The organism is Variovorax sp. R-27 (assembly GCF_049913215.1).
Taxonomy (GTDB): domain Bacteria; phylum Pseudomonadota; class Gammaproteobacteria; order Burkholderiales; family Burkholderiaceae_C; genus Variovorax.
The window spans coordinates 3,710,177-3,729,911 of sequence record NZ_CP183984.1; the positions used below are offsets into that span (position 1 = coordinate 3,710,177).

Below are 19,735 nucleotides of genomic sequence, written 5' to 3' on the forward strand. Positions count from 1 at the left end.
AAACCGGCGTCGTTTTCACCGCTATCGCAAGGAAGCCAAACGAATGACTTCAGGAGCCTCCCTGTCGCACCGCCAACGCGGGCCGCAGCGACGGGCCGGCGGCATGCCGCAGCCGGAGCTGCGCACCAGCTCGGCCGCGTGGCTAGAGGGCGTGCTGTCGATGTTCGAGGCCGAGGGGCTGGACGTGCCTTCGCTGTTGCGCGATGCCGGCTTCGACCCCGATTCGCTGCACCGCCAGAACACGCGCATCCCGGTCGACGAGATCTCGGTGCTTTGGCAGCTCGCGGTGGCGCGCGCCGGCAAGCACACGCTGGGCCTGCACCGCGACCTGGCCGCCACGCACAGCAAGCTGGGCACGGTCGGTCACGCCATGGCCTGCAGCCCAGACCTGGGCGCTGCGCTCACACGGCTGACGCGCTACATGGCGGTGATCTCGGACGCGACCGCCTTCTCGATGCACCCCGAGCCGCGCGGCTGCTGGATGGTGATGGAGCACACCGGCGGCAGCCTGCCGATTCCGCGCCAGCGCGTCGAATACGCCCTGCTGACCGTGTTCATGCAGTGCCAGTGGCTCACGCGGCGCGAGCTGCAGCCGCTGGCCATGGAGTTCGTGTACCCCGCGCCGGCCAACGACCGGCTGCACCGCGAGGCCTTCGGCTGCGAAGTGCGCTTCAACGCCGTCGCCAACCGGCTGCTGCTGTCGACGGCCGATATGACGATGCCGCTGCCCACCTTCCACCCGGTGCTCGGCGAGATGCAGGAGCACCTGCTCGACGATCAACTCAATCTGCTGGGCCAGACCACCACCAGCAGCCTGGTGTGCGCCGAAATCGCGCGCCGGCTCCAGCACGGCGAGCCGCGCCGCCAGGACGTGGCCTCGGGCCTGGGACTGGCCGAGCGCACGCTGCAGCGACGGCTGCAGGAAGAGTCGGTGTCGTTCCAGGGTTTGCTAGACCGCACCCGTCGAGAGCTGGCGCAGCAGTACCTGGCGGAAGACCGGCATACGCTGACCGACGTGGCTGACATGCTGGGCTTCGTCGACACCAGCAACTTCTTTCGCGCCTGCAAGCGCTGGTTCGGCGTGCCGCCGGCGCAGTACCGGGCTCGCATCTGGGACAGCCCCGCGCCGCTAGCCGCCTGAACTCGTGCAACGGGCCTCGATGGCCCGCTTGGCAAGGGGTTACGCGCTGTGCCGGACAATCCGCCTATGAGCTTGCTTGCTGAAGACACCGAGGTCGCGGACCTTGGGCTGCGCTGGAAACCCGGTTTCGCCACCCTTGGCCCTGCGTTTCTCACCGAATTGCGGCCGACGCCGCTGCCCGATCCGTACTGGGTGGGCCGCAGCGAAGCCGTCGCCCGCGAGCTGGGCCTGCCGCCTGATTGGCATTCGTCGGATGCAACGCTGGCGGCCCTGACCGGCAGCCTGCCCATCGCCGGCACACGCCCCTTTGCCACGGTCTACAGCGGCCATCAGTTCGGCGTATGGGCCGGCCAACTGGGCGACGGGCGCGCCATCATGATCGGCGAAACCGAAAGCGGGCTCGAAGTGCAATTGAAGGGCGCGGGCCGCACGCCTTACTCGCGCGGCGGCGACGGCCGCGCGGTGCTGCGCTCCAGCATCCGCGAGTTTCTCTGCAGCGAGGCCATGCACGGCCTCGGCATCCCGACCACCCGCGCACTCTGCGTGACCGGCTCCGACGCCCGCGTGTACCGCGAGGAGCCGGAAAGCTCGGCTGTCGTGACCCGCGTGGCGCCTAGCTTCATCCGATTCGGCCACTTCGAGCACTTCGCGGCCAACCAGCGTGAAGACGAGTTGCGCGCGCTGGCCGACTACGTCATCGACCGCTACTACCCGGCGTGCCGCACCACCGACCGCTTCAACGGCAACGCGTACGCAGCCTTGCTCGAAGCCGTGAGCGAGCGCACCGCCGCCCTGCTCGCCCGATGGCAGGCCGTGGGCTTCTGCCACGGGGTGATGAACACCGACAACATGAGCATCCTCGGGCTCACCATCGACTACGGGCCGTTCCAGTTCCTCGACGGTTTCGATCCGCGCCACATCTGCAACCACAGCGACACCAACGGGCGCTACGCCTTCAACCAGCAGCCCAACGTCGCCTACTGGAACCTGTTCTGCCTGGCGCAGGCGCTGCTGCCGCTGATCGGCGACCAGGAAGTGGCGGTGGCCGCGCTTGAGTCTTACAAGACGGTGTTCCCGAACGAGTTCGAAGGCCGCATGCGCGCCAAGCTGGGCCTTGCCGAGGCGGCCGAAGGCGACCGCGCGCTCATCGAGGGTGTGCTCAAGCTGCTGGCCGCGGGCAAGGTCGACTACACGATCTTCTGGCGACGGCTCTCGAACTACATGGCCGACGGCAACGTCGAGCCGGTGCGCGACCTGTTCCTGGACCGCGAGGATTTCGATGCATGGGCGCTAGCGTTTTCGGAGCGCCATACGCCCACTGGGCGCGCGCAAGCTGCCGATCTGATGCTCAAATCGAATCCCGGATTCGTGCTGCGGAACCACCTGGGACAGCAAGCCATCGAAGCAAGTCAGCAAAAGGAACACTCGGCCGTGGCAACCTTGCTGGCTGTGCTCCAGTCCCCATTTGAAGAACATCCCGACGCCGACGCACTGGCCGGCTTCCCGCCCGACTGGGCCTCCACGATCGAAATCAGCTGCTCATCATGACCACTCCCGTACAGAAAACCGACGCCGAATGGAAAGCCCTGCTCGCTGAAAAAGGCGCTGAGCCCGCTGCCTTCGAGGTAACGCGCCACGCCGCCACCGAACGCCCCTTCACCGGCAAGTACGAAGCACATTGGGACGACGGCACGTATCACTGCGTGTGCTGCGGCGCCAAGCTGTTCGAGTCGACGACCAAGTTCGACGCGGGCTGCGGCTGGCCCAGCTTCTCGGAAGAAGCCGTGCCCGGTGCCATCCGCAACATCGTCGACCGTTCGCACGGCATGGTGCGCACCGAGAACGTCTGCGCCAATTGCGGCGCCCACCTGGGCCACGTGTTCCCCGACGGCCCTACCGAAACCGGCCTGCGCTACTGCATGAACTCGGCGTCGCTCGACTTCCAGAAAAAATGAAACTGCTCCTCGACTTCTTCCCGATCCTGCTGTTCTTCGGCGCCTACAAGCTCGGCGACATCTACACCGCCACCGGCGTGCTGATGGCCGCCACTGTCGTGCAGATGGCGATCATCTACGCCACCGAGCGCAAGCTGCAGGCCATGCAGAAAGCCACGCTGGTGCTGATCCTGCTGTTCGGCACGCTCACGCTGGCTCTGCACGACGACCGCTTCATCAAGTGGAAGCCGACGGTGTTGTACGGCGCAATGGCCATTGCGCTGGCCGTGGCGCTCTGGGCGCTGAAGAAGAACTTTTTGAAGATGCTGCTGGGCTCGCAGCTCGAGCTGCCCGACCGCATCTGGGGCCGGCTCAATGTGGCGTGGATCGGTTACTGCCTGTTCATGGCCATCATCAACGGCTACGTGGCGGCGTACTTCACGACCGAGGCCTGGGTCAACTTCAAGCTCTGGGGCTATGTGTTCCCCATCGTCTTCCTGGTGGCGCAGGGCCTGTACATCGCGCCGCACCTGAAGAACGAAGACAAGCCGACGGCATGACGACGAGCACCACACTGCTGCCCACAGCCGCCGACATCGAAGCCGCGCTGCGCGAGGCGCTTAGCCCCACGCAGCTCGAAGTGATCGACGAGAGCGCCGCCCACGCAGGCCATTCGGGCGCCAACGCGGAGGGCCGCGGCACCCATTTCCGCGTGCGCATCGCCTCCCCTCTGTTCGAAGGGAAGCCCCGCGTGGCGCGACATCGGCTTGTGTATGATGCCCTCCAGGTTTTTATCGCACAGGGTCTGCACGCCATCGCCATCGAGGTGCTCTGAGTCGTCCACCGGATCGCACGCCGCGTTTGCACCGGCCGTTGCTCCCCTTCTTTTCTTCCCTATCCCTGCTTTCTTTCCCGCGCCTTTTCCTACACGCGCATTTCCTTTCCAGCTCGATATTCATTCCATGAAAAAACAAATCTTGCAGGCCGTCGCGGCCGCAGTGCTGCTCGGTGCCACGTCCATGGCGGCTCTGGCGCAGAACGCAGCCATCGTGAACGGCAAGCCGGTGCCCAAGGCCCGCATGGACGTTCTGGCCCAGCAACTGGCAGCCGCAGGCCGCCCGGTGACGCCTGAAATGCAGAGCCAGCTGCGCGAGGAAATCGTGGCGCGCGAAGTGTTCATGCAGGAAGCGCAAAAGCAGGGCCTGGACGCCAGCGACGACTACAAGAACCAGCTCGAACTCGCCCGCCAGGCCATCCTGATCCGCGCACTGTTCGAGAACTACCGCAAGACCAACCCGGTCTCGGACGCCGACGTGAAGGCCGAGTACGACAAGTTCGTGGCGGCCAATGGCGGCAAGGAATACAAGGCTCGCCACATCCTGGTCGAGACCGAGGACCAGGCCAAGAAGATCATGGCCGACCTGAAGAAGGGTGCCAAGTTCGAAGACATCGCCAAGAAGCAGAGCAAGGACCCGGGTTCGGGCGCCAACGGCGGCGACCTCGACTGGGCCAACCCCGCGAGCTTCGTGCCCGAGTTCTCGGAAGCGATGATCAAGCTCAAGAAGGGCGAAACCACCCCCGCTCCGGTCAAGACCCAGTTCGGTTATCACATCATCCGCGTCGACGACATCCGCCAGGCCCAACTGCCGAAGCTGGAAGAAGTGAAGCCGCAGATCACGCAGCAACTGCAGCAGCAGCGCCTGCAGAAGTACCAAGAGGATCTGCGCGCCAAGGCCAAGGTCGAGTAAGACCGGAGCCTTGCAGCCCCATGAAAAAAGCGGCCCGCGGGCCGCTTTTTTGTTGCCCGCCGCGTGGCGGGTTTGTGTCGATCAGCCCACCCAGCGGCGGGCATTGCGCCAGATCTGCATCCACGGGCTCAGCTCGCTTTTGTCACCCGAGGTCCAGCTCATCTGGATGTTGCGGAACACACGCTCGGGGTGCGGCATCACCGCGGTGAAGCGGCCATCAGGCGTCGTCACCGAGGTCAGGCCGCCCGCGCTGCCGTTCGGGTTGAACGGGTACTGCTCGGTGGGCTGGCCGTGGTTGTCCACGAAGCGCATCGCGCCGATGGCCTTGGCGGCGTCGCCACGGTGCTTGAAGTTGGCATAGCCCTCGCCGTGCGCCACCGCGATCGGCAGGCGGCTGCCGGCCATGCCCGCGAAGAAGATGCTCGGCGATTCGAGCACTTCGACCATCGACAGGCGCGCCTCGAAGCGCTCGCTCTGGTTGGTGGTGAAGCGCGGCCAGGCCTCGGCGCCCGGAATGATGTCGGCCAGCTCGGCGAACATCTGGCAGCCGTTGCACACGCCCAGGCCGAAGGTGTCGGTGCGGCCGAAGAAGGTCTTGAACTGCTCGGCCAGCTTCGGGTTGAAGGTGATGCTGCGCGCCCAGCCGATGCCAGCGCCCAGTGTGTCGCCGTAGCTGAAGCCGCCGCAGGCGACCACGCCCTTGAAGTTGGCGAGGTCCGCCCTGCCCGTCTGCAGGTCGGTCATGTGGACGTCGAAGGCTTCGAAGCCGGCTTCGGTGAAGGCGTAGGCCATCTCGACGTGCGAATTGACGCCCTGCTCGCGCAGGATGGCGACCTTGGGGCGCGACTGCAGGATGGCCGGCGCGGCAGGCTGCGCATTCGGCAGGAACACGTGCATACCCGGATCGCTCGGCACGCCGGCTGCGGCGTGCTCGGCATCGGCACAGGCTGGGTTGTCGCGCTCGCGGGCGATCTTCCAGCTGACCGAGTCCCACACCTGTTGCAGGTCGTGCAGGCTGGCACTAAACACCGACTTGGCGTCGCGCCAGACTTCGACCTTGCCCTTGCCCGCATCCATGGTGGAGCTGGCAGGGCGCGTCTTGCCGATGAAGTGGCTGTGCGTGCTGAGGCCGTGAGCGCGCAGCACTTGCATGACGTCGTTGCGCTCGGCGGTGCGCACCTGCAGCACCATGCCCAGCTCTTCGTTGAACAGCGCCTTGAGCGTGAGTTCTTCGCGCCGCGCGCTGACCTGCTGCGCCCAGTTCTTGGCGTCGCCGGTTTCCATGCGGCTGTCGGAAATGCCGTCGCCTTCGGTGACGAGCATGTCGACGTTCAGCGCCACGCCGACGTGGCCCGCAAAGGCCATTTCGCAGGCTGTGGCGAACAGGCCGCCGTCGCTGCGGTCGTGCATCGCGAGGATCTTGCCGTCGGCGCGCAGCGCGTTCACGGCGTTGACCAGCGCCACGAGTTGCGCCGGGTCGTCGAGGTCAGGCACGGTGTCGCCGCTCTGGCCCAGCGTTTGCGCCAGGATGCTGCCGGCCATGCGGTGCTTGCCCTGGCCCAGGTCGATCAGCACCAGCGTGGTGTCGGCTTCTTCGGCGTCGAGCTGCGGCGTGAGCGTGCCGCGCACGTCGGCCAGCGAGGCGAAGGCGGTGACGATCAGGCTCACGGGCGACGTGACCTTCTTGGCCTCGGCGCCGTCCTTCCATTGCGTGCGCATCGACAGCGAATCCTTGCCGACTGGAATCGACACGCCGAGCGCCGGGCACAGCTCCAGGCCAACGGCCTTGACGGTCTCGTACAGCGCGGCGTCTTCGCCGGGCTCGCCACAGGCGGCCATCCAGTTGGCCGACAGCTTGACGCGCGAGAGTTCGATCGGCGCGGCCAGCAGGTTGGTGATGGCCTCGGCCACGGCCATGCGGCCCGAGGCCGGTGCGTCGAGCGCGGCCAGCGGCGTGCGCTCGCCCATGCTCATGGCTTCGCCAGCGAAGCCCTTGTAGTCGGCCAGCGTCACGGCGCAGTCGGCCACTGGCACTTGCCACGGGCCGACCATCTGGTCGCGGTGGCTCAGGCCGCCAACGGTGCGGTCGCCGATGGTGATGAGGAAGCGCTTCGAAGCCACGGTCGGATTCGCGAGCACGTCGATGGCGGCCTTCTGCAGGTCGACGCCCGTGAGGTCGAGCGGCTTGAAGCTGCGCGCCACTGTCTTGACGTCACGGTGCATCTTCGGCGGCTTGCCGAGCAGCACGTCCATCGGCATGTCGACCGGCTGCACCTGTGCGCCCTCGTCGGCCACCAGCAGCTGGCGTTCTTCGGTCGCCACGCCGACCACCGAGAACGGGCAGCGCTCGCGCTCGCAGAAGGCCTTGAACTGGTCGAGCGATTCCGGCGCGATGGCCAGCACGTAGCGCTCCTGGCTTTCGTTGCACCAGATTTCCTTCGGCGCCATGCCCGACTCTTCGAGCGGCACGGCGCGCAGGTCGAAGCGCGCGCCGCGGCCGGCGTCGTTGGTCAGCTCGGGGAAGGCGTTGCTCAGGCCGCCGGCGCCCACGTCGTGGATCGCCAGGATCGGGTTGGCCGCGCCCTGCTGCCAGCAGTGGTTGATGACCTCCTGCGCACGGCGCTCGATTTCGGGGTTGCCGCGCTGCACCGAGTCGAAGTCGAGCTCGGCCGCATTGGCGCCGGTGGCCATCGAGCTGGCGGCGCTGCCGCCCATGCCGATGCGCATGCCGGGGCCGCCGAGCTGGATCAGCAGGGAGCCGGCTGGAAAGCGGATCTTCTTGGTCTGCGCGGCGTCGATGCTGCCGAGGCCGCCCGCGATCATGATGGGCTTGTGGTAGCCGCGCTGCACGGTGTCGAGGTCGCTCGCCACGGTCTGCTCGTATTCGCGGAAGTAGCCCAGCAGGTTGGGACGGCCGAACTCGTTGTTGAACGCGGCGCCGCCCAGCGGGCCCTCGGTCATGATCTGCAGCGGGCTGGCGATGTGCTCGGGCTTGCCGTAGTGGCCCTCTTCAGGCCAGAGCCTGGACACGGTGAAGCCGGTCAGGCCGGCCTTGGGCTTGGAGCCACGGCCGGTGGCGCCTTCGTCGCGAATCTCGCCGCCTGCGCCGGTCGAAGCGCCCGGGAACGGCGAAATGGCGGTCGGGTGGTTGTGGGTCTCGACCTTCATCAGCACATGGCTCAGGGCGCTATCTTTTTGATAGCTCTGCGAGCCGGTCGCGGGAATGAAGCGCTCGATGGTCGCGCCTTCCATGACCGAGGCGTTGTCCGCATAGGCGATCACCGTGTGCTGCGGGTTCTGCTTCTCGGTGTGGCGGATCATCGAGAACAGGCTTTGCGGCTGCGCCTTGCCGTCGATGGTGAAGTCGGCGTTGAAGATCTTGTGGCGGCAGTGCTCGCTGTTGGCCTGCGCGAACATCATCAGTTCGACGTCGCTGGGGTTGCGGCCCAGGCGGGTGAAGGCGTCGACCAGGTAGTCGATCTCGTCCTCGGCCAGCGCCAGGCCGAAACCGGTGTTGGCTGCCACCAGCGCCGTACGGCCGCCGGCCAGCACGTCGACCTGCGCCATCGGCTGGGCAGGCAGTTCGCTGAACAGGCTGGCGGCCTGATCGACGGTGGCCAGCACCGATTCGGTCATGCGGTCGTGCAGCGGGCCGGCCACGGCGGCCAGCGTGTCGCCTTCGATCACGGGGGCCTTGCCGATCAGCGGGGCCTTGAGCTTCAGGTGGTACTGGGTAACGCGCTCGACCCGGCGCAAGGCCAGGCCGCAGTTATGGGCAATGTCGGTGGCCTTGGAGGCCCAGGGCGACACCGTGCCCAGGCGGGGCGTGACCACCACCGAGGTGCCAGCCTTGGCCGGCGCCTCGAAGGGCTCACCGTAGGTCAGCAGCGCCGCAAAGCGCTCGCGGCCGGCCGAATCCAGCGCCGCATCGGTGACCACGAGGTGCACGAAACGGGCCGAAATGCCCTCGATGCGCGGCTCGATGGCCTGGAGCTTCGGCAGCAGCTGGCGTGCGCGGAAGTCGCTGAGCGCGCTGCCGCCCTCGAACATGGTTACGACGGGAAGGGCTTGAGGTGCGGGCTGCGTCACGGTCGATGGGGCCTCGGGGGCCGCGTTGGAAATCAAGGAATCGAGGCAGATGGCCGCTGACTGGGGCCATCCGCGTTAGCCCGGAATTTTAGCTTGCCGAATGGGATAATTCGGGGATGAGCATTAACTACAAAGACGCTGCGGGCATCGAAGCCATGCGGGTCGCCTGCCGCCTGGCTTCCGAGGTGCTGGATTACCTCACGCCCCTCATCAAGCCCGGCATCACGACCAACGATGTCGACCGGCTCGCCGCCGAGTACATGGTCAAGCAGGGCACCACCTCGGCCACGGTGGGATACATGGGCGCAAGCAGCGTCCCGTACCCGAAGTCGCTGTGCACCTCGGTGAACCACGTGGTGTGCCACGGCATTCCCAATGACAAGCCCCTGAAGAAGGGCGACATCATGAACGTCGACGTGACCGTCATCAAGGACGGCTGGTTCGGCGATAACAGCCGCATGTACGTGATCGGCGACGCCTCCATCGCAGCCAAGCGCCTGTGCAGCATCACTTTCGAAGCCATGTGGCACGGCATCCTGCAGGTGCGCCCCGGCGCGCACCTGGGCGACGTGGGCCACGCGATCCAGAAGTTCGCCGAAGGCCAGGGCTTCTCGGTGGTGCGCGAGTTCTGCGGCCACGGCGTGGGCCAGCGCTTCCACGAAGAACCCCAGGTGCTGCACTACGGCCGCCCGGGCACCATGGAAGAACTCAAGCCCGGCATGATCTTCACCATCGAGCCGATGATCAACGCCGGCAAGCGCGACGTGAAGGAAGACTTCAAGGGCGGCCAGTACGACGGCTGGACCATCGTCACGCGCGACCATTCGCTGTCGGCCCAGTGGGAGCACACGGTGCTCGTCACCGAGACCGGCTACGAAGTGCTGACGCTCTCCGCAGGCAGCCCGCCGCTGCCCTCCTTCGTCACCTCGACCAAGACCTGACGCGGCAACGCGTCTCCCCGCCGTGATCGAAGCAGCCAACATCGACGTGGCGACGCTGCGCGAAGCCTATCGCGCGAAAAAGCTCGCCCTGTTCGACACCCTGCGCTTCGCGCGCGCCCCAACCCGCAGCGTGCACACGGTGTTGCGCCAGCTCTCGGCACTGGCCGACGAAACGCTCTGCACGCTGTGGCGCGACGCCGGCTTCGGTGACTCGTTCTCGCTGGCCGCCGTGGGCGGCTTCGGGCGCGGCGAGTTGTTTCCGTATTCCGACGTCGATGTGCTGCTGCTGTTGCCGCCCGAAGACCACGAAAACGCCATCGACCCCGCCCGCATCGAGGCTTTCATCGGCCATTGCTGGGACGCGGGCCTGGAAATCGGCTCCAGCGTGCGCACGGTCGACGAATGCCTGGCCGAGGCCGAGAAAGACGTCACCGTCCAGACCTCGCTGCTCGAAGCGAGGCTGATCGCAGGCGACAAAAAGCTCTTCACGGCCTTTCGCCGCCGCTTCACCCGCGCGATCGACCCGCAGGCCTTCTTCGTAGCCAAGTCGCAGGAAATGCGGCACCGCCACCAGAAGTACGACAACACGCCCTACGCGCTGGAGCCCAACTGCAAAGAGTCACCGGGCGGCCTGCGCGATCTGCAGACCATCCTCTGGATGACCAAGGCGGCCGGCTACGGCAGCCGCTGGGACGACCTCGCCAAGAACGGCCTGGCCACCTCCTTCGAGGCGCAGCAGATCAAGCGCAACGAAGCGCTGCTCTCGCTCATCCGCGCGCGGCTTCACGTGATTGCCAACCGCCGCGAAGACCGCCTGGTGTTCGACCTGCAGACCGCCGTGGCAGCCAGCTTCGGCTACGAAAGCGAATCGCAGCGCAAGTCGAGCGAGGCGCTGATGCGGCGCTACTACTGGGCCGCCAAGGCGGTCTCGCAGCTCAACCAGATCCTGCTGCTCAACATTTCCGAGCGCCTGCAGCCGAGCGACGAGCAGCACACGCCCGTCAACGAGCGCTTCTACGAGCGCGCCGGCCTGATCGAGATTGCGAGCGACGACCTCTACGAGCGCGAGCCGCACGCGGTGCTCGAAACCTTCCTGCTGTACCAGAAGACCATTGGCGTGAAGGGCCTGTCGGCGCGCACGCTGCGCGCGCTCTACAACGCGCGCCACGTCATGGACAGCAAGTTCCGCAACGACCCGGTCAACCATGAGACCTTCATGCGGATCCTGCTGCAGCCCTACGGCATCACGCATGCCTTCAGGCTGATGAACCAGACCTCGGTGCTGGGGCGCTACCTGCGGGTGTTCCGCAGCATCGTGGGGCAGATGCAGCACGACCTGTTCCACGTGTACACGGTGGACCAGCACATCCTGATGGTGCTGCGCAACGTGCGGCGCTTCTTCATCGCCGAGCATGCACACGAGTACCCGTTCTGCTCGCAGCTGGCAGCCGGCTGGGACAAGCCCTGGATCCTGTACGTGGCCGCCCTCTTCCATGACATTGCCAAGGGCCGCGGCGGCGACCATTCCATGCTGGGCGCACGCGACGTGCAGCGCTTCTGCAAGCAGCACGGCGTTGCCCGCGAAGACGCGAAGCTCATCGAATTCCTGGTGGCCGAGCACCTGGTGATGAGCCAGGTCGCCCAGAAGCAGGACCTGAGCGACCCCGAAGTGATCGGCGCATTCGCCAAGCGCGTGGGCAACGAGCGCTACCTGACCGCGCTCTACCTGCTGACCATCGCCGACATCCGCGGCACCTCGCCGCGCGTGTGGAATGCCTGGAAGGGCAAGCTGCTCGAAGATCTGTACCGCTACACCCTGCGCGCGCTGGGCGGCCGCATGCCCGACCCGGACGCCGAAGTCGAGTCGCGCAAGCGCGAGGCGCTGGTGCAGCTGGCCCTGCACGCCCAGCGCTTCGAAGCGCACAAGGCCCTGTGGGACACGCTCGACGTCGGCTACTTCATGCGCCACGACGCCACCGAGATCGCCTGGCACGCCAAGCAGCTCTCGCGCTTCGTACCGCCGCCCAACGTGCCGATCGACCCGAAGGCACCGCCCATCGTGCGCGCGCACCTGTCGCCGGTGGGCGAAGGCCTGCAGGTGGTCGTCTACACGCCCGACCAGCCCGACCTTTTCGCGCGCATCTGCGGCTACTTCGACCAGTCGTCCTTCAGCATCCTCGACGCCAAGGTGCACACCACGAGCAACGGCTACGCGCTCGACACCTTCCAGGTGGTGACCACCTTCCTGCCGGATCACTACCGCGACCTGATCAGCATGGTCGAGTCGGGCCTGGCGCAAACGCTCACCGAAGCCGGCGCCCTGCCCCCGCCCAGCATGGGCCGGGTGTCCCGCCGGGTGCGCAGTTTTCCGATCAAGCCGCGCATCAGCCTGCTGCCCGACGACAAGGCGCAGCGCTGGCTGCTCAACATCTCGGCCAGCGACCGCGCCGGCCTGCTGTATTCGGTGGCCCGGGTGCTGGCGCGCCACCACCTGAATCTGCAGCTCGCCAAGGTGACGACGCTGGGCGAACGGGTGGAAGACACCTTCCTGATCAGCGGCCCCGAATTGCAGGGCCAGAAGACCCAGCTGGCCATCGAGACCGAACTCATGGAAGCCCTGGCCTCCTGAAAACAACCTATCCCCTCAGAATGTCGGCCATGGAATCCCTGATCGAACAGCTATCCGACTGCGTCTCCTCCGCCAAGACGCTGGAAGACCTCGCCCGCCCGATGCTCGAGATGCTCGAGGCGGCCACAGGGCTGGAGTCGGCCTACCTCGTGAGCGTCGACCCGGACAAGGGCCGCCAGCACATCCTCTTCGCCCACAACACCGGCGAGCTGCTGACCATTCCCGAGGGAGCCTTCGTGCCCTGGGCCAACACGCTCTGCCGGCACGCCCTCGAAGAAGACCGCACCTACACCGACGACGCCGGCGGCTGCTGGGGCGACGCCGATGCCGCCCACGAGCTCGGCATCCAGACCTGCGTGAGTGCTCCGGTAAAAACCGACAGCGGCGAGCTCTTCGGCGCCCTGTGCGCCGCCAGCGCACAGCAAATGCCCTTGCCGCCACAAGCGGAGCCAGTGCTGCGGCTGTTCGCGCGGCTGATCGGGCAGCAGGTAGAGCGCGAACTGCTGGTCGAGAAGCTCAGGGAGGCCAATGCCGAACTCGCCACGCACGCCGCCATCGACGCCCTCACCGGCCTGCCCAACCGCCGCGTGCTCGTCGACGCGCTGCAGCGCATGCTGGCGCAGGGTGCGCGCAGCGGCCAGAGCGTGCTGGTCGGTTTCGTCGACCTGGACGACTTCAAGAAGATCAACGACGCGCACGGCCACGCTATCGGCGACGAATTCCTCGCGGCCATGGCAAAGCAGCTCGCGAACTCGGTGCGCGCAAGCGACATGCTGGCGCGCTTCGGCTCCGACGAGTTCGTGGTGATCGGCCTGGGGCCCGCGCTGGGCGAATCGCCGCGCACCGGGGCGCGGGCGCTGGCCGACCGCCTGGCAGAAAACACCATCGGCGAGCTGCGGCTGAAGCGCATGACGATCGACTACGCAGGCGCCAGCGTCGGCGTGGTGGCGGTCGACCCGCGCACCACCTCTGCCGAGGAAGCCCTGCGGCAGGCAGATGCCGCCATGTACGCCGTCAAGCACAGCCGCCGCGGCATGGTCCGCGACGCCGGGGAAGCCCTGTCTGACTGAACGCGACTAAACGGACGAGGTGGCAGGCAGCGCCGCCGTATCGACGCCCCACAGGGGAGCCTGCTCATACTGCGCCACCCATTGCACGACATCCTTGGCCGCCATCGGCATCGCGATGCCGTAGCCCTGGCCCAGCGTACAGCCCAGCGCAAGCAGCGCTTCGCCCTGCTTCACCGTTTCAACCCCCTCGGCCACGGCCGTGAGGCCAAGCGCGTGGAGCAGCGCGACGATGCCCTGCACGATGGCGCGGTCCTGGTCGTTGTCGAGCATGCCGCGCACGAAGGACTGGTCGATCTTCACGGTCGACACCGGCAATTGCCGCAGGTAGGTGAGTGACGAATACCCGGTGCCGAAGTCGTCGATGGTGACGCCCACGCCCAGCATCTTGCAGGCCTCGACGAACAACGCGACGTTCGCAAACTGGCTGATCGCCGTGGTCTCGAGGATTTCGAGCTCGAGCATGCCCACGCCCATCTTCGGAAACTGCGCCAGGTGCCGCGCGAGCCGTTCGACGAAGTCCCAGCGCATCATGTGGCGTGGCGCCACGTTCACGCTCACCGAAATCTGCAGGCCCGCCAGGCGCCACTGATGCGCCTGCCACAGGGCCGTGGCAATGGCCCAGTCGCCCACCTGCTCGACCAGTTGGTCGTCTTCGATCAGCGGCACGAACTGCGCCGGCGGCAGCAGGCCGCGCTCGGGGTGCTGCCAGCGGATCAGCGCCTCGACACCGGCCACCACGCCGCGCCGCATGTCGACCTTGGGCTGGTAGACCAGGAAGAACTCGCCCTGCAGCAGGCCTTCCTGGATGCGCTGGCGCTCGCGCACCACCTGCTCGTCGGCGCGCGCCTGGGGCGCGTCGAAGTAATGCACCTTGCCGTCGGCCGCGCGCTTGGCGAAGAAGGCCGCGTGCTGCGCCTGGCGCAGGGCTGTCTCTGGTGGCGGGCCGTTGCTGTCGAGCAGCATGGCGCCGATGCTCGCGTCGATGCTGGCTGTCTGGTCGCGCCAGCTCCAGGGCTCGCCGAGCGAGGCCTGGATGCGCTCGAGCACCTGGGTGCACTGCGAGGTTCCGATGCCGGCGAACAGGGCTGCGAACTCGTCGCCGCCCACGCGGGCCATCACGCTCTCGCGCGGCAGTTGGGCCTTGATGCGGCGGGCCACCTCTTCGAGGGCGGCGTTGCCCGCGACCATGCCGAGGTGATCGTTCAGCTCGGCAAAGCGGTCGACGTCGATGTAGCAGACGGCAGCCAGGCGTTTGCCGGCGCGGGCCCAGTCGGCCATCAACGGGCGCAGCACTTCATCCGGCGGAAGACGTGCCGACCCGTCGTAGTACGACGGCAAGGAGACTGTGGGTTGCTGGTTCGACAAAAGACTGGGGCTCCGAAAGTCGCGGGCTATTGTTCTCCCAATCCGGGCCGTTCCACACCTTGCAGTGAGATTTTGTTACAGACGAGGTGTACGAACAACACTCGTGCATACAGTGTGGCTAGCCGCAATAGGCACCCACCACGCGCCCGGTGGGCTCGACCTGCACGTTGAGCCGCGTCATGTCTTGCGCCGGGTCGGCGGCTTCGGTGGCCAGCACGGTGCGTGCCACGCGGGCGCCGGAGCGCTGGCGCATTTCTTCCAGCAGTTGCTGGCTGATGCGCAACCCCAGGCCGAAGCGCACGGCCGTGGCCTGGCAGGTTTCCGGCGGCGTAACGAAGCTCGGGGGTTCGGGCACTTCCGATGTCAGGGGCCGGTCGGCCGGAGGTGTCTGGCAGCCAGCCAGCAAGAGGCCCAGGGCCACAGCCGGCAAGCCGGCCCGGAGTCGACCGTTCGTGATGCGCATCTGTCTTGCTCCTTCTTCTTCAATCTGGGCGGAAGCTTATTCGACTCCGGGGACAGTCCCGCGGCAGGGATTAAGTCGATGGTCCGCAAAGTGGCGACCAATTCACGCGACGGCTGTCTGGCGTCGCATTCAGGGCCATTCAAGGCGTATGCTGGCCGCGACACGCGCAGTTCGGGCCCCCAAGTTCAGGCACTTTGGCCGCACACCCATGACACCTCCTCCCGCCACCGTTTTCCTGATCGACGTCGACAACACCCTGCTCGACAACGACCGCGTCGTGGCCGATCTTCGCGCCCATCTCGAACAGGCCTTCGGCGCCGAAAGCGCCGGCCGCTACTGGGTGGCCTTCGAGCAATTGCGCAGCGAACTCGGCTACGTCGACTACCTCGGCGCCCTGCAGCGCTACCGCGCCGAAGAGAGCCGCCGCGGCATGAGCGATTCGCGGCTGCTGCTGATGTCGAGCTTTCTCATCGACTACCCCTTTGCCGAACGGCTCTACCCCGGCGCGCTGGAAGCACTGAAGCATCTGCGCCGGCACGGGCCCACGGTGATCCTGTCTGATGGCGACGTGGTGTTCCAGCCGCGCAAGGTGCAGCGCTCGGGCCTGTGGGAGGCCACCGAGGGCCGCGTGCTGATCTACGTGCACAAGGAACAGATGCTCGACACCATCGAGCAGTGCCACCCCGCCCAGCACTACGTGATGGTCGACGACAAGCTGCGCATTCTTTCGGCCATGAAGGCCATCTGGGGGCCTCGTCTGACGACGGTCTTCGTGCGGCAAGGGCACTATGCACTTGATGAGCAGGCCATTGCCGCCTACGCCCCTGCCGACATCACCGTCGAACGCATCGGCGACCTGATCAACTTTGACTTTCCATCGACATGAGCCAAGCAACCAACCCTCTCGCGGGAAAGCCCGCCCCTCTCGAACTGCTGGTCAACGTGCCGCGCCTGATCTCGGCTTACTACACCGGCCGGCCAGACCCGTCGGTGCCGAGCCAACGCGTGGCCTTCGGCACCTCGGGGCATCGCGGCTCCTCCTTCGACGATGCATTCAACGAATGGCACGTGCTGGCAATCAGCCAGGCCATCTGCGACTACCGCAAGCAGAAAGGCATCGACGGTCCGCTCTTCCTCGGCATCGACACGCATGCGCTGTCCACGCCGGCCTTCAGCAGCGCGGTGGAAGTGCTCGCGGCCAACGGCGTCGAGCTGATGATCTCGAAGGACGACGAATACACGCCGACACCGGCCGTGTCGCACGCCATCCTGGTCTACAACCGTGGACGCACCAGAAGCACCGGGGGGCTGGCCGACGGCATCGTCATCACGCCCTCGCACAACCCGCCCGAGAGCGGCGGCTTCAAGTACAACCCGCCGAACGGCGGACCGGCCGGCACCGACATCACCTCGGCCGTCGAGGCGGCGGCCAACAAGATGCTGGCGAACAAGCTCGAAGGCGTGAAGCGCATGCCGCTCGCGCAAGCGCTGCGCGCATCGACCACGCACCGGCACGACTATCTGAACACCTACGTCGAAGACCTGGCGCAGGTGCTCGACATGGACGCGATCCGCGACGTGAACCTCGACCTGGGTGTCGACCCGCTGGGCGGCGCGGGCGTGCGCTACTGGCCCGCGATTGCCGAGCGCTACAAGCTCACGCGCCTGAACGTGCTGAGCCAGGAAGTCGACCCGACCTTCCGCTTCATGTCGCTCGACTGGGACGGCCGCATCCGCATGGACCCGTCGTCGCCCGACGCCATGCACAAGCTGATCGAACTGAAGGACCGCTTCGGCATCGCCTTCGCCTGCGACACCGACCACGACCGCCACGGCATCGTCTCGGGCAGCACCGGGTTGATGCAACCCAACAGCTACCTCGCGGTGATGATCGACTACCTCTACACGCACCGCCCGCAATGGCCGGCGCAGGCGGCCGTCGGCAAGACGGTGGTGAGCAGCCAGATGATCGACCGCGTCACCGCACGGCTCGGCCGCAGGCTGTACGAGGTGCCGGTGGGCTTCAAGTGGTTCGTAGACGGGCTGGTCGATGCCTCGCTGGCCTTCGGCGGCGAGGAAAGCGCGGGCGCGACCTTTCTGCGCAAGGACGGCTCGGTGTGGACCACCGACAAGGACGGCCTGGTGCCCGCCCTGCTCTCGGCCGAGATCGCCGCGCGCACCGGGCGTGACCCAGGCGAGCGCTACACCGAGCTGACGCAGGCGCTGGGCCAGCCGGTGTCAGACCGCGTGGATGCGGCCGCCACCGTCGAGCAGAAGAAGCGGCTGTCGAGTCTCTCGCCGGAACAGATCCGTTCGACCGAGCTGGCGGGCGACAAGATCGTCAATGTGCTGAGCCATGCGCCGGGCAACGGCGCGGCCATCGGCGGCGTGAAGGTCGTGACCGACAACGGCTGGTTCGCCGCGCGGCCCTCGGGCACGGAGAACATCTACAAGATCTACGGCGAGAGCTTCAAGGGCAAGGAACACCTCGCGCGCATCCTCGAAGAGGCGCAGCAGGTGGTGGACGGGGCGCTCTCGGGAGCCTGAACGCATGCAGACGCTGGTGCTGCGGCTGAACCCCGGCGGCGACCTGCGCGCGTCGCTCGATTCAGTATTGAAGCAAGGCGGTGCCGACGCAGCGTTCGTGGTTTCGGGCATCGGCAGCCTGAGCGGGGCGAGCATCCGGTTTGCAGGCGCAGAGAACGCGGCGCGCATCGAAGGCGACCTGGAAATCCTCACGCTGGCGGGCAGCCTGTCGCCGGACGGCTCGCATCTTCACATCAGCGTGTCGGATGCCGAGGGCCGAGTTTTCGGCGGCCATGCAGCGCCCGGATGCACAGTGCGCACCACGGCGGAAATCCTCGTCGCCGTGCTGCCCGACTGGCAGTTCGCGCGCACGCACGACCCGCTCACCGGCTACGCCGAACTCAGTGCGGTTTGTCGTTCAGGTCGTACTTCATGATCCGGCCATGGCGGCCTTCGAGGTCGCGCTCTACGGCGTAGACGTCGCCGCTCGGCGCGCTGCGCTGCGAGAGCACCGCATCCAGCGACGCAAGGTCGGCCGCGTCGAGTTGCAGGTCAAGCACCTTCAGGTGATCCGCCAGGTGGTCGCCGCGCCGCACGCCGACGATCACTGCCGCGACGGACGGCTGCTGCAGCACCCAGCGCATCGCCACGGTCGAAATCGACACGCCATGCCGCAGCGCGATCTGCTTCAGCTGCACCAGCAGTTGCTGGAACAGGTCCCAGCCGCCGAAGTCGTCGATGATGAGCTTGTACTTGACCAGCGAGCGGTTCTCGAACGACTGGCCCGGATCGCTCACGCCGAGCCAGCGCTCCGAGAGGAAGCCGCCGGCCACGCTGCCGTAGCACAGCAGCTTCATGCCTGATTGCTCGCAGTACGGCGTCATCAGCGGCAAGGGCCGCTGGTCGAGCAGCGAGTACTGCACCTGCATGCTGAAGAGCGGTACGCCGGCGTCGGCCAGTTCACGCACATGCGCCGTGTCGAAATTGGTGCCGCCCACGCGGTCGATCTTGCCGGCGCGCTGCAACTCCAGGAGCCAGTGCGCAACCTCGAGATAGCGCGGCACGCCATAGTCCCACCAGTGGAACTGCACGAGATCGAGCCGCTCCATGCGCAGGCGCTTCAGCGAGCGATCGATGATCTGCTCGACCTGGCGCTTGTCGATGGTCGGCAGGATGGCGAGGTCGGGCACGAACTTGGTGTGCACGCGCAACCGCGAAAGGCTGTCGCGGCCATGGCGCTGCAGGTAGTCGGCGCGGAACTCGCCGATCATTTCTTCCACGCCGGTGTAGATGTCGGCGCAATCGAAGGTGGTGATGCCGGCGTCATAGTAGGCCGCCATGTCGGCGATGGCACCTGCGTGATCCACGTCACCGTGGCCGCCGGCCAGTTGCCATCCGCCCTTCAGCAGGCGGGAAATTTCATAGCCGGGCGCGAGCTCGATGCGATGGTGCGAATGCTGCGAGGGGTTCATGAAGACTCGTTCGATGGATGGACAACCGCCGTGGTGTCGGCGTGGCGAAAAGTGCGCAGCCCCATGCGGGTGATGCGAAAGCGCGAGGGGCAGTTCGGGTCAGGGCAGGCCACCTCGGCGTCGGTGCTCATCCAGTCGTTCGCGTCGGTCGGCCGCTGCTTGGCGGCCAACAGCGGCAACAAGGCGCCCAGCGAATAGATCGAGAAGCCCTGCCCCTCGGGCAGATGCAGCATCTCGCCGCGCAGCTCGAAATAGTCGCCCACCTTGGCGCCGCAGTAGATGCGGGCGCCTTCCGGCGCTACGACTTCGACGCGCAGGTCGTGGAGCGTGAAACTGGGGACAGCGGTCATCGTGGGC

At 66.7% G+C, this 19,735-nt stretch carries 17 protein-coding genes; 12 read left to right on the forward strand and 5 right to left on the reverse strand.

The features are described from left to right. The first annotated feature begins 61 nt into the window (after nucleotides 1-61). From ACN9MV_RS17350 to ACN9MV_RS17375, 6 genes are all read left to right on the forward strand, one after another. Nucleotides 62-1,141, forward strand: a complete 1,080-nt coding sequence (locus ACN9MV_RS17350) for an AraC family transcriptional regulator (protein WP_426393179.1) — start codon at nucleotides 62-64, stop codon at nucleotides 1,139-1,141. 66 nt (nucleotides 1,142-1,207) lie between these two features. Continuing rightward, nucleotides 1,208-2,689 carry a protein adenylyltransferase SelO gene (locus ACN9MV_RS17355; RefSeq protein WP_426388779.1) on the forward strand — a complete coding sequence of 494 codons (1,482 nt, stop codon included), beginning with the start codon at nucleotides 1,208-1,210 and terminating at the stop codon, nucleotides 2,687-2,689. Then, nucleotides 2,686-3,096 (forward strand): peptide-methionine (R)-S-oxide reductase MsrB, encoded by a 411-nt coding sequence (gene msrB / locus ACN9MV_RS17360; RefSeq protein ID WP_093056901.1) that lies wholly within the window; start codon nucleotides 2,686-2,688, stop codon nucleotides 3,094-3,096. The genes ACN9MV_RS17355 and msrB overlap by 4 nt, the downstream gene beginning before the upstream one ends. Continuing rightward, the gene (locus ACN9MV_RS17365) at nucleotides 3,093-3,635 is read left to right on the forward strand and encodes a septation protein A (protein WP_093056902.1); all 543 of its coding nucleotides are present in this window, start codon (nucleotides 3,093-3,095) and stop codon (nucleotides 3,633-3,635) included. The genes msrB and ACN9MV_RS17365 overlap by 4 nt, the downstream gene beginning before the upstream one ends. Next, nucleotides 3,632-3,910, forward strand: a complete 279-nt coding sequence (locus tag ACN9MV_RS17370) for a BolA family protein (RefSeq protein WP_093056903.1) — start codon at nucleotides 3,632-3,634, stop codon at nucleotides 3,908-3,910. The genes ACN9MV_RS17365 and ACN9MV_RS17370 overlap by 4 nt, the downstream gene beginning before the upstream one ends. A gap of 127 nt (nucleotides 3,911-4,037) precedes the next feature. Next, on the forward strand, nucleotides 4,038-4,823 hold the full coding sequence (locus ACN9MV_RS17375) for a peptidylprolyl isomerase (protein WP_093074013.1): 786 nt from the start codon (nucleotides 4,038-4,040) through the stop codon (nucleotides 4,821-4,823). Nucleotides 4,824-4,904: 81 nt separating this feature from the next. On the opposite strand, the gene purL is transcribed toward ACN9MV_RS17375, so the two are convergent. After that, a complete protein-coding gene (purL, locus tag ACN9MV_RS17380) occupies nucleotides 4,905-8,873 on the reverse strand; it encodes a phosphoribosylformylglycinamidine synthase (RefSeq protein ID WP_426393180.1) in 3,969 nt (1,322 codons plus the stop codon). Nucleotides 8,874-9,028: 155 nt separating this feature from the next. On the opposite strand from purL, the gene map reads away from it, so the two are divergent. The 3 genes from map to ACN9MV_RS17395 are packed head-to-tail and all read left to right on the forward strand — an operon-like array spanning nucleotide 9,029 to nucleotide 13,552. Beyond that, a complete protein-coding gene (map, locus tag ACN9MV_RS17385; RefSeq protein ID WP_093056906.1) occupies nucleotides 9,029-9,853 on the forward strand; it encodes a type I methionyl aminopeptidase in 825 nt (274 codons plus the stop codon). 22 nt (nucleotides 9,854-9,875) lie between these two features. After that, nucleotides 9,876-12,482, forward strand: coding sequence for a [protein-PII] uridylyltransferase (locus ACN9MV_RS17390; RefSeq protein ID WP_093056907.1), 2,607 nt, complete (start codon nucleotides 9,876-9,878; stop codon nucleotides 12,480-12,482). Nucleotides 12,483-12,511: 29 nt separating this feature from the next. Continuing rightward, nucleotides 12,512-13,552: a sensor domain-containing diguanylate cyclase gene (locus tag ACN9MV_RS17395; RefSeq protein WP_093174131.1), complete on the forward strand. Its 1,041-nt coding sequence runs from the start codon at nucleotides 12,512-12,514 to the stop codon at nucleotides 13,550-13,552. 6 nt (nucleotides 13,553-13,558) lie between these two features. On the opposite strand, the gene ACN9MV_RS17400 is transcribed toward ACN9MV_RS17395, so the two are convergent. Both ACN9MV_RS17400 and ACN9MV_RS17405 read right to left on the reverse strand, forming a co-directional pair. Continuing rightward, complete coding sequence (locus tag ACN9MV_RS17400; protein ID WP_426388782.1) at nucleotides 13,559-14,917, reverse strand: putative bifunctional diguanylate cyclase/phosphodiesterase; 1,359 nt, start codon at nucleotides 14,915-14,917, stop codon at nucleotides 13,559-13,561. Between the two features lie 118 nt (nucleotides 14,918-15,035). Next, complete coding sequence (locus ACN9MV_RS17405) at nucleotides 15,036-15,380, reverse strand: hypothetical protein (RefSeq protein ID WP_093173357.1); 345 nt, start codon at nucleotides 15,378-15,380, stop codon at nucleotides 15,036-15,038. A 208-nt stretch (nucleotides 15,381-15,588) separates the two neighbouring features. Here ACN9MV_RS17405 and ACN9MV_RS17410 point away from each other — a divergent pair, with 208 nt between their 5' ends. From ACN9MV_RS17410 to ACN9MV_RS17420, 3 genes are read left to right on the forward strand one after another with little or no spacing between them, the layout of a single operon-like run. Further along, nucleotides 15,589-16,266, forward strand: a complete 678-nt coding sequence (locus ACN9MV_RS17410) for an HAD family hydrolase (RefSeq protein WP_093074001.1) — start codon at nucleotides 15,589-15,591, stop codon at nucleotides 16,264-16,266. After that, nucleotides 16,263-17,927, forward strand: coding sequence for a phosphoglucomutase (alpha-D-glucose-1,6-bisphosphate-dependent) (pgm, locus tag ACN9MV_RS17415; protein WP_426388783.1), 1,665 nt, complete (start codon nucleotides 16,263-16,265; stop codon nucleotides 17,925-17,927). The genes ACN9MV_RS17410 and pgm overlap by 4 nt, the downstream gene beginning before the upstream one ends. A gap of 4 nt (nucleotides 17,928-17,931) precedes the next feature. After that, the gene (locus tag ACN9MV_RS17420) at nucleotides 17,932-18,342 is read left to right on the forward strand and encodes a PPC domain-containing DNA-binding protein (protein WP_426388784.1); all 411 of its coding nucleotides are present in this window, start codon (nucleotides 17,932-17,934) and stop codon (nucleotides 18,340-18,342) included. Here ACN9MV_RS17420 and ACN9MV_RS17425 read toward each other — a convergent pair. Next, nucleotides 18,308-19,378, reverse strand: coding sequence for an aldo/keto reductase (locus ACN9MV_RS17425; protein WP_426388785.1), 1,071 nt, complete (start codon nucleotides 19,376-19,378; stop codon nucleotides 18,308-18,310). The two genes, ACN9MV_RS17420 and ACN9MV_RS17425, sit on opposite strands and share 35 nt — an antisense overlap. Then, nucleotides 19,375-19,728 carry a TIGR04076 family protein gene (locus tag ACN9MV_RS17430; protein WP_426388786.1) on the reverse strand — a complete coding sequence of 118 codons (354 nt, stop codon included), beginning with the start codon at nucleotides 19,726-19,728 and terminating at the stop codon, nucleotides 19,375-19,377. Before ACN9MV_RS17430 ends, ACN9MV_RS17425 begins: the two co-directional genes overlap by 4 nt. Nucleotides 19,729-19,735 lie beyond the last annotated feature (7 nt).

Bases quoted from the DNA above. Each gene is read 5' to 3' on its own strand.
- ACN9MV_RS17370 (WP_093056903.1), top strand. From the start codon at position 3,632: ATGACGACGAGCACCACACTGCTGCCCACAGCCGCCGACATCGAAGCC.
- ACN9MV_RS17375 (WP_093074013.1), top strand. From the start codon at position 4,038: ATGAAAAAACAAATCTTGCAGGCCGTCGCGGCCGCAGTGCTGCTCGGT.
- ACN9MV_RS17365 (WP_093056902.1), top strand. From the start codon at position 3,093: ATGAAACTGCTCCTCGACTTCTTCCCGATCCTGCTGTTCTTCGGCGCC.
- ACN9MV_RS17405 (WP_093173357.1), bottom strand. From the start codon at position 15,380: ATGCGCATCACGAACGGTCGACTCCGGGCCGGCTTGCCGGCTGTGGCC.
- ACN9MV_RS17355 (WP_426388779.1), top strand. From the start codon at position 1,208: ATGAGCTTGCTTGCTGAAGACACCGAGGTCGCGGACCTTGGGCTGCGC.
- pgm (WP_426388783.1), top strand. From the start codon at position 16,263: ATGAGCCAAGCAACCAACCCTCTCGCGGGAAAGCCCGCCCCTCTCGAA.
- purL (WP_426393180.1), bottom strand. From the start codon at position 8,873: ATGTTCGAGGGCGGCAGCGCGCTCAGCGACTTCCGCGCACGCCAGCTG.
- msrB (WP_093056901.1), top strand. From the start codon at position 2,686: ATGACCACTCCCGTACAGAAAACCGACGCCGAATGGAAAGCCCTGCTC.
- map (WP_093056906.1), top strand. From the start codon at position 9,029: ATGAGCATTAACTACAAAGACGCTGCGGGCATCGAAGCCATGCGGGTC.
- ACN9MV_RS17430 (WP_426388786.1), bottom strand. From the start codon at position 19,728: ATGACCGCTGTCCCCAGTTTCACGCTCCACGACCTGCGCGTCGAAGTC.
- ACN9MV_RS17420 (WP_426388784.1), top strand. From the start codon at position 17,932: ATGCAGACGCTGGTGCTGCGGCTGAACCCCGGCGGCGACCTGCGCGCG.
- ACN9MV_RS17410 (WP_093074001.1), top strand. From the start codon at position 15,589: ATGACACCTCCTCCCGCCACCGTTTTCCTGATCGACGTCGACAACACC.
- ACN9MV_RS17395 (WP_093174131.1), top strand. From the start codon at position 12,512: ATGGAATCCCTGATCGAACAGCTATCCGACTGCGTCTCCTCCGCCAAG.
- ACN9MV_RS17425 (WP_426388785.1), bottom strand. From the start codon at position 19,378: ATGAACCCCTCGCAGCATTCGCACCATCGCATCGAGCTCGCGCCCGGC.